The organism is Gaiella sp. (genome assembly GCF_035558935.1).
GTDB lineage: Bacteria > Actinomycetota > Thermoleophilia > Gaiellales > Gaiellaceae > Gaiella.
The window spans coordinates 1-8057 of the sequence record NZ_DATMBZ010000150.1; the positions used below are offsets into that span (position 1 = coordinate 1).

General features: G+C 72.5%; 9 protein-coding genes. 7 read left to right on the forward strand and 2 right to left on the reverse strand.

The annotated features are described in order from the left end of the window. Both VNM44_RS14530 and VNM44_RS14535 read right to left on the reverse strand, forming a co-directional pair. Positions 1-903 (reverse strand): acyl-CoA mutase large subunit family protein (locus VNM44_RS14530; RefSeq protein ID WP_325626610.1); only part of this gene is annotated, 903 nt, incomplete at its 3' end. A gap of 41 nt (positions 904-944) precedes the next feature. After that, the gene (locus VNM44_RS14535) at positions 945-1601 is read right to left on the reverse strand and encodes a GntR family transcriptional regulator (protein WP_325626611.1); all 657 of its coding nucleotides are present in this window, start codon (positions 1599-1601) and stop codon (positions 945-947) included. A 56-nt stretch (positions 1602-1657) separates the two neighbouring features. Here VNM44_RS14535 and VNM44_RS14540 point away from each other — a divergent pair, with 56 nt between their 5' ends. From VNM44_RS14540 to VNM44_RS14570, 7 genes are read left to right on the forward strand one after another with little or no spacing between them, the layout of a single operon-like run. Continuing rightward, entirely contained in the window at positions 1658-2296 is a 639-nt protein-coding gene (locus VNM44_RS14540) for a molybdenum cofactor biosynthesis protein MoaE (protein ID WP_325626612.1), read from the forward strand. A 6-nt stretch (positions 2297-2302) separates the two neighbouring features. Next, the gene (locus VNM44_RS14545; RefSeq protein WP_325626613.1) at positions 2303-3001 is read left to right on the forward strand and encodes a site-2 protease family protein; all 699 of its coding nucleotides are present in this window, start codon (positions 2303-2305) and stop codon (positions 2999-3001) included. Further along, on the forward strand, positions 2998-3687 hold the full coding sequence (locus VNM44_RS14550) for a TIGR00730 family Rossman fold protein (RefSeq protein ID WP_325626614.1): 690 nt from the start codon (positions 2998-3000) through the stop codon (positions 3685-3687). Before VNM44_RS14545 ends, VNM44_RS14550 begins: the two co-directional genes overlap by 4 nt. Further along, complete coding sequence (locus VNM44_RS14555; protein ID WP_325626618.1) at positions 3684-4505, forward strand: purine-nucleoside phosphorylase; 822 nt, start codon at positions 3684-3686, stop codon at positions 4503-4505. Before VNM44_RS14550 ends, VNM44_RS14555 begins: the two co-directional genes overlap by 4 nt. Positions 4506-4516: 11 nt before the next feature. Then, positions 4517-5830 (forward strand): L-seryl-tRNA(Sec) selenium transferase, encoded by a 1314-nt coding sequence (gene selA / locus VNM44_RS14560; protein WP_325626615.1) that lies wholly within the window; start codon positions 4517-4519, stop codon positions 5828-5830. Continuing rightward, positions 5830-7569, forward strand: a complete 1740-nt coding sequence (selB, locus tag VNM44_RS14565; protein ID WP_325626616.1) for a selenocysteine-specific translation elongation factor — start codon at positions 5830-5832, stop codon at positions 7567-7569. Before selA ends, selB begins: the two co-directional genes overlap by 1 nt. A 48-nt stretch (positions 7570-7617) precedes the next feature. Continuing rightward, complete coding sequence (locus tag VNM44_RS14570; RefSeq protein ID WP_325626617.1) at positions 7618-8034, forward strand: hypothetical protein; 417 nt, start codon at positions 7618-7620, stop codon at positions 8032-8034. Positions 8035-8057: the final 23 nt, after the last annotated feature.

Consider the following 8057-nt stretch of genomic DNA (forward strand, 5'->3'; position numbering starts at 1 on the left):
ACCCGTCTGCGCATGAAAGCGGAGCGCGAGCGCCTTCGGGTTCGTCACGCCGAGCCGCTCGTGCAGCAGCTTCGCCCACAGGCGGCGGGCCGCGCGGAACTTCGCGACCTCCTGGAAGAAGTCGTTGTGGGCGTTGAAGAAGAACGACAGCCGGGCGCCGAAGGCATCGGGAGAGAGGCCGGCTGCGACGGCCGCCTCGCAGTAGGCGATCCCGTTCGCGAGCGTGAACGCGAGCTCCTGCGCGGCGGTCGAGCCCGCCTCGCGGATGTGGTAGCCGGAGATCGAGATCGTGTTCCAGTGCGGCAGGCGCTCGGCGCAATAGGCGAAGAGGTCGGTCGTCAGCCGCATCGACGGGCGCGGCGGGAAGATGTAGTTCCCGCGGGCGACGTACTCCTTCAGAATGTCGTTCTGCACCGTCCCGCGGAGCGCATCGCCAGGGACGCCCTGCTCGGCGGCCACGAGCTCGTAGCAGAGGAGCAGGACCGCTGCCGGCGCGTTGATCGTCATCGACGTCGAGACCTCGCCGAGCGGGATCCCCGCCGTCAGGCGGGCCATGTCCTCCACGGAGTCGATCGCGACGCCGGTGCGGCCGACCTCGCCGTCGGCGACGGGATCGTCCGAGTCGTACCCGAGCTGCGTCGGCAAGTCGAACGCGACGGAGAGGCCCGTCTGGCCCCGTTCGAGGAGCGTGCGGAACCGCGCGTTCGTCTCCTCCGCCGAGCCGAATCCCGCGTACTGGCGCATCGTCCACGGACGGCCGCGGTACATGTCGGGATACGGGCCCCTCGTGAAGGGAAACTCGCCGGGCGCCTCCGGCGGCCCCGAGGCGTCGTCCGGACGGTAGACGGGCTTCACCTCGATCCCCGCCTCGGTCAGCCGGCGGTCCCCGGGTGCGTCGGCCATGTCCGCGATCCTACGTGGGGCGCCGAAGCAGTCCGCGCGGGCTACAACGCTCCACCGGCGTGCTCGACTGCCTCGAGCGCGATGCGGCGTCCAGACTCCACGTGACGCGTGATCGCATTGCGCGCAGCCGGACGGTCTCGTCGCTCGAAGCCCGAGACGATCGCGTCGTGCTCGGTCACGAGATGCTCGTGCCGCTCGACCCTGCCGCCGCGGATCACCTGCATCATCAGGTTCACGGACAGCTCACGGTAGACACGCGAGAGGAGCCCGTTCCCCGCCAGGTCGACCTGCGCCTCGTGGAACGCGGCGTTGGCGGCGTCCCACTCCTCGTGGGAGATCGCGTCGACGGTCGCCTCGTGGCGCCGCCGCAGCTCGCCGATCTGCTCGTCCGAGGCGGTGTCGACGGCGACCTCCGCGGCGTGGAGCTCGAGAGCGAGGCGCACCTCGTAGCCCTCGACGAGCGCATGTGCGTTCACCGGCGTGACGAAGTAGCCGCGTCGCGCCTTGACGGAGAGGAGCCCTTCGGACACGAGCCGCGTGAGCGCGTGGTGCACCGGGCTGCGCGAGACGCCGAGCTCGGCGGCCAGCTCGTGCAGGCTCAGCTTCGCACCGGGGCCCGGATCGCGCGTCAGAATGCGCTGACGCAGAGTCTCGTAGACCTGGTCGTTGAGGTTGGCGCGGGGGAGCAGGGTTGCCATGGGAGACATGTAACATGACACCGCCCGGGGCGCCAACCGCCGGATACGCTCAGCGCGTGAAGGTGGCCGTGAAGCTCTTTGCCGCGCTCCGGGAGCAGGCGGGAGCACGCGAGCGCGCCCTGGAGCTCGCCGATGGCGCCACGATCGACGACCTCTGGCCTGCGCTCGGGCTCGGCGACGAGCCCGCGGGACTCGTCTACGCCGTCAACCGCAGCTATGTCGACCGGAGCCACGCGCTCGCAGACGGCGACGAGATCGCGCTCATCCCGCCCGTGTCGGGCGGCGCCTTTCTGCTCAGCGACACGCCGCTCTCGCTCGAACGCGTCGCCGCCGAGGTTTCCTCGGACGATGCGGGGGCGATCGCGACGTTCGTCGGCACCACGCGCGCCCACTCGCGGGGCCGGGAGGTGATCCGTCTCGAGTACGAGGCGTACGAGGGGATGGCGGAGGCCGAGATGGAGCGGATCGCCGGCGAGTTGCAGAAGCGGCACGACGTGATCGACGTCGCGATCCACCACCGGGTCGGCCCGGTCGAGATCGGGGAGACGAGCGTCGTGATCGCGGTCTCGGCGCCGCACCGGGCCGCCGCCTTCGACGCGTGCCGCGAGGCGATCGACACTCTCAAGCGCACGGTGCCGCTCTGGAAGAAGGAGCTCTACGTCGGCGGCGAGGAGTGGATCGGCCAGGGCAGCTGACGACTCGTGAGCAACCGCTACGACACCGACTACGAGCCCGTGACCGCTCCCGAGCCTGGGACGCTTCCGTCCGAGCACGACCGTTCGCGCCGGTCGCTCCTCGGCCGGCTGCTCGCACCGCTCGTCGTGGCCGTCGGCGCGATCGTCAAGTTCGGCGCCTTCTTCCTCAAGTTCTTCGGGATCTTCCTCGCGGTCGGCGGCTACGCGCTGATCTGGGGCTGGTCGTTCGCGATCGGCGTCGTGCTCCTGATCCTCGTCCACGAGCTCGGCCACTACATCGAGGCGCGGCGGCTCGGGCTCGACCCGCAGCTGCCGGTCTTCATCCCGTTCCTCGGTGCCTACGTCGCGCTACGCAACGTGCGTTTCGACCCGTGGGTCAACGCGCGCGTCTCCCTCGCCGGGCCGGTCGCAGGGGGGCTAGGAGCGGGAGCCTGCCTCGCTGCGGCGGTCGCCGTCGATTCCGACCTGTTACGCGCGCTCGCCTATGCGGGGTTTCTCCTCAACCTGATCAACCTCGCGCCGATCGGCATCCTCGATGGCGGCCACGTCCTCCGCTCGTGGCGGGTCCTGCGCGCCGGCGGCGGCAGCGTCGACCCTCGGCGGGCCCGACGGCTCTCCGACGTCGTCGCCGTCGCCTCGCTCCTGACGGCCGCAGCCCTCGTCGTGGGAATGGTCGCGGCGCACGTCCCGCAGGATCGGCTGTGAGCACCAACTCGGAGCACGACCGCCGCCTCCTGCGGCGCACGCACGAGACCATCGCGGGCGACATCTCGCTGATCGCTTCCGAGTTCCTCGCCGGGTTCCAGGAAGTGGAGCGGATCGACCGGCCCGCCGTGTCGATCTTCGGCTCGGCTCGCGTGGCCGAAGGCTCGGCGACGTACGAGGCCGCGCGTGAGACCGCACGCCAGTTCGCGCAAGCCGGGCTCGGAGTCGTGACGGGCGGTGGGCCCGGCGTGATGGAGGCCGCCAACCGTGGCGCGAAGGAGGGTGGAGGCCTCTCGATCGGGTTCAACATCCTGCTCCCGCACGAGCAGGGTCTGAACCCCTACTGCGACATCGCGCGGACGTTCAAGCACTTCTACGTCCGCAAGGTGATGTTCGTCAAGGCCGCCGAGGGCTTCGTCATCTTTCCCGGCGGCTTCGGGACGATGGACGAGCTCTACGAGGCGCTGACGCTGATCCAGACGGGGAAGATCGGCACGTTCCCGGTCGTCCTCTTCGACCGGGACTACTGGGAGGAGATGATCGACTGGATCCGGGAGGAGATGCTCGCGGACGGCCTCGTCTCCCCGGACGACCTCGACCTCCTCTACCTGACCGACGAACCGCAGGAGGCGGTCGACCGGATCGTGACGAAGATGCCGTCGCGTCTCCAGGAGGGGACGGTCTGAACGACCTCCTCGGCGAGGCGGTCGGCGCGATCCGCGCGCGCATCGAGCTCGAGCCGGTGGTCGGGATCGTGCTCGGCAGCGGCCTCGGGCCCTTCGCCGACGCCATCGGGGAACCGGTCGAGATCCCCTACGACGACATCCCGGGCTGGCCGCGCTCCACCGCGGTCGGCCACGCCGGGGCGCTCGTCGTGGGACTGCTGGACGACGTTCCCGTCGCCGTGATGAAGGGCCGCGCGCACCTCTACGAGGGGCATGCGCCGGCGACCGTCGTCTTCGGCATTCGCGTGCTCGGCCGTCTCGGCATCCGGAGCCTCGTGCTGACGAACGCCTGCGGCGCGATCGACCCCTCGGTCGAGCCCGGGCGCCTCGTCGCGATCTGCGACCACCTCAACCTCCAGGGCTCGTCCCCTCTGGTCGGGCCCAACGACGAGAGCCTCGGCCCGCGCTTTCCCGACATGTCGGACGCGTACGACCCCGAGTACCGGCGGCTCGCGCGCGAGGCGGCCGGCCGGCTCGGCCTTCCGCTCGGCGAGGGCGTCTACGCGGCCTGGCTCGGGCCCGCGTTCGAGACACCGGCCGAGATCAGGATGCTGCGGACGCTCGGCGCCGACCTCGTCGGGATGTCGACCGTGCCAGAGGTGCTCGCGGCGCGGCACATGGGAATCCGCTGCCTCGCGCTCTCCTGCGTCACGAACGCGGCCGCGGGCGTGCGCCCGGAGCCGATCGACCACGAGCGCGTGCTCGAGGTCGGGGCCCGCTCCTCCGGTGACCTCGTGGCACTGCTGCGCGAGGTCGTTCCTGCGCTCGACTCCTCCTAGACTGAGAGCACATGGAGCTCCGTGACCTCCCGTCGGTCGATCGGCTGCTGGCGGACGACGCGCTTGCGGCGGCCCCGCGATCGCTCGCCGTCGACGCGGCACGTGCAGCGCTAGAGCGAGCGCGAGAGGCGCTTGCAGCGGGCGTCGATCCCGGCGATCTGGCCGTCGCCGCCCGGGCCGAGCTCGAGCGGCTGCAGACACCTTCCCTGCGCCAGGTTCTCAATGCGACCGGCGTGATCGTGCACACGAACCTCGGCCGCGCCCCGCTCGCTCCCTCCGCCGTCCACCGCCTCGCCGAGCTCGGCGGCACGTACTCGAACCTGGAGCTCGACCTCGAATCCGGTGCGCGCGGATCCCGGCAGGACCACGCCGCCGGGCTGCTCCGGCGTCTGACCGGTGCGGAGGCCGCCCTCGTCGTGAACAACAACGCGGCCGCCGTCCTCCTCGCGCTCGCGGCGCTCGCCGAGGGTCGCGAGGTCGTCGTCTCGCGCGGCGAGCTCGTCGAGATCGGCGACGGGTTTCGCATCCCCGAGGTGCTCGCGCGCTCGGGCGCGCGGATGGTCGAGGTCGGGACGACCAACCGCACCCGGCCGGCCGACTACGAGCGCGCGATCGGCCCCGAGACGGCGCTCCTACTGCGGGTGCATCCCTCCAACTATCGGGTCGTCGGTTTCACCCAGAGCGTCGAGACCCGCGAGCTGGCGCAGATCGCGAAGCGAGCTGCGCTGCCGCTCGTCGATGACCTCGGCTCGGGTGCGCTCCTCGACGTCGGCGACGAGCCGACGGCCTCGTCCAGCCTGGCGGCGGGCGCCGATCTCGTCTGCTTCTCCGGCGACAAGCTCCTCGGCGGCCCGCAGGCCGGCATCGTCGTCGGCCGTGCCGACCTCGTCGAGCGCCTGCGGCGGCATCCGCTGCAACGGGCACTCCGCGCGGACAAGCTGACGCTCGTCGCGCTCGAGGAGACGCTCGCGCTCTACGCCGATCCCGACCGCGCCCGCCGCGAGATCCCCGTGCTGCGCATGCTCGACGAGCCGGTCGAGGCCGTGCGTGAGCGGGCCGAGCGTCTCGCCGGGCTCATCGGCGGCGAGGTCGAGGAGACCGTCGCGCGCGTCGGCGGCGGCGCGCTACCGCTCGCGGAGCTCCCGAGCGCGGCGGCCGCGATCGAGGAAAGACTGGCCGCACCGCTCCGCCTCGGGTCGCCGCCGGTCGTCGGGATCGTCCGTGACGGGCGGCTGCTCCTCGACGCGCGGACGCTGACCGCCGAGGAGGTCGACGAAGTCGCCCGCGCCGTGCTCCATGCCCGACGGGCGTCCATCCCGGCCTGATGCCGCTGACGGTCGGCACGGCCGGTCACGTCGACCACGGAAAGACCGCGCTCGTTCGGGCGCTCACGGGAAGGGACACCGACCGGCTCCCCGAGGAACGCGCCCGCGGCATCTCGATCGACCTCGGCTATGCGCCGCTCGAGCTGCCGTCGGGCCGGACGCTCTCGCTCGTCGACGTGCCGGGCCACGAGCGGCTCGTCCGGACGATGGTCGCCGGCGCGACCGGCCTCGACCTGTTCCTACTCGTCGTCGACGCCGCGGAAGGCGCGCGGCTCCAGACGCACGAGCACCTCGCCGTGCTGCGCCTGCTCGGGGTCGAGCACGGCGTCGTGGCGGTGACGAAGGCCGACGCCGTCGACGGGGAGACCGTCGAGCTCGCGGTCGAGGAGGCGCGCGAGCTCGTTCCGGGGGCCCCCGTCGTCGCGGTCAGCGGCGTCACCGGCTCAGGCCTCGACGAGCTGCGCGCGGCGCTCGACGCCGTCGCGGCGGAGACGACGCCGCGCCGCGCGGACTTCCCCACGCGGCTCTACGTCGACCGGGTCTTCACCCTGCGAGGGATCGGCACTGTGGTGACCGGGACGCTCTGGTCGGGCACCGTGGAGGAGGGCGACCGCCTGCGACTCGAGCCGTCGGGGCGTGAGGTGCGGGTGCGGTCGGTGCAGGTGCACGACCGGGCGGTCACGCGTGCGGAGGCCGGCCAGAGGGTCGCGGTCAACCTTCCCGGCGTCGAGCGTCAGGACGTGCGCCGCGGCGACGCGCTCGTCGCGCCGGGGGCGTTCCCCCTCTCCTACCGGCTCGAGGTCGACCTGGAGGAGCTCGAGCCGATCGCCGACGGCGCGCGGCTCTCGGTGCACCACGGCACGAGCCGGATCCCGGCGCGGGTCGCGCGCGTCGGCGAGGGGCACGCGCAGCTGCGGCTCGCCACGCCCGTCGTGGCGGCGCGCGGCGACCGCGTCGTGCTCCGCGCGGAGACGACGGTGGGAGGCGCCGTCGTGCTCGACCCCGCCCCACCCCGCCGCCTCGACGCCGAGCGGGACCGGCTGCTCGGCGAGGGCGACCCGCGCTCGATCGTGTCTGCGCTCGTCCACTCCCCGGTGCGCGTCGAGCAGCTCGCCGCCCGCGCCCTGCTCGACCGCGCCGAGCTCGAGGAGGGGCTCGATGCCGTGCGGGTGGTCGACGGCTGGGCGCTCTCGGAGGCGTGGCTCGAGGAGACCGGCGCAGCGGTGGAGGAGCGGCTCCGCGCGCGTGCCGAGTCGTCGCCGCTCGACCCCGGCCTCGCCGCCGCGGAGGTCTTCCCCTCCGAGCCGTGGGCCTCGGTCGTGCTCGAGCTCCTGCCGGTCGAGCGACGCGGGCCGACCGTCGTCCTGCCCGGCACGGCTGCGACGCTCGGCGCTCGCGAGCAGGCGGCGCAAGAGGTCGACCGCGAGCTCGCGGCCTCCGGGCTCGCCGCCACGAAGCTCGACGACGCCGGGCTCGCGCGCTTCCTCGAGACCGAGGGCAGGCTCGTCCGGCTGGGCGATGGGTTCGCGGTCTCCACGCCCGCATACGAGATCGCGCGCGATCTCGTCGTCCGCGAGTGCGCCGCCGCGGGGGAGGTCACGCTCTCGCGGTTCCGCGACCTCGCCGGCATCGGTCGCCGCGACGCCCAGCTCCTCCTCGAGCGGATGGACGTGGACGGGCTCACGCGTCGCCTCGGCGACCGCCGCGTGCTTCGCCGCGCCGCGCGCACCGGCGCGTGATGCGACGTTGCTGCGAAACTTGCTCCCAGTCGCCCGAATGGAGGCCACATGGCAGGCAAGTCCGACTTCACCGAGCAGGAATGGGAGCAGCTGCGGAAGGGCGCGACGGGAGCGGGGCTGCTCGTCTCCGTCAGCGACCGAGGCTTCTTCGACTCGTTCAAGGAGGCGTCGTCGCTCGCGAAGCACCTCGTCGGCGCCCGCAAGGACGAGAGCCAGCTCGTGCGCGAGCTCGCGGAGCAGCGCCCGACGGGCTTCGGCCTCACGGCGTCGCCGGACGAGGTCGAGAACGAGACGCTGGGTGCGCTGCAGGGGTCCGTCGCGACGCTGCGCATCAAGGCGCCGGACGAGCTCGAGAGCTACCGCGCCTTCGTGCTCGAGCTCGCCGACACGGCGGGGAAGGCGGCCGGCGGCGGCGACCAGGCCGAGGCTGGCGCCGTCGAGAAGATCAAGTCCGCGCTCGCGTAGCTAATCGGGGCTCGGCGTCCGCC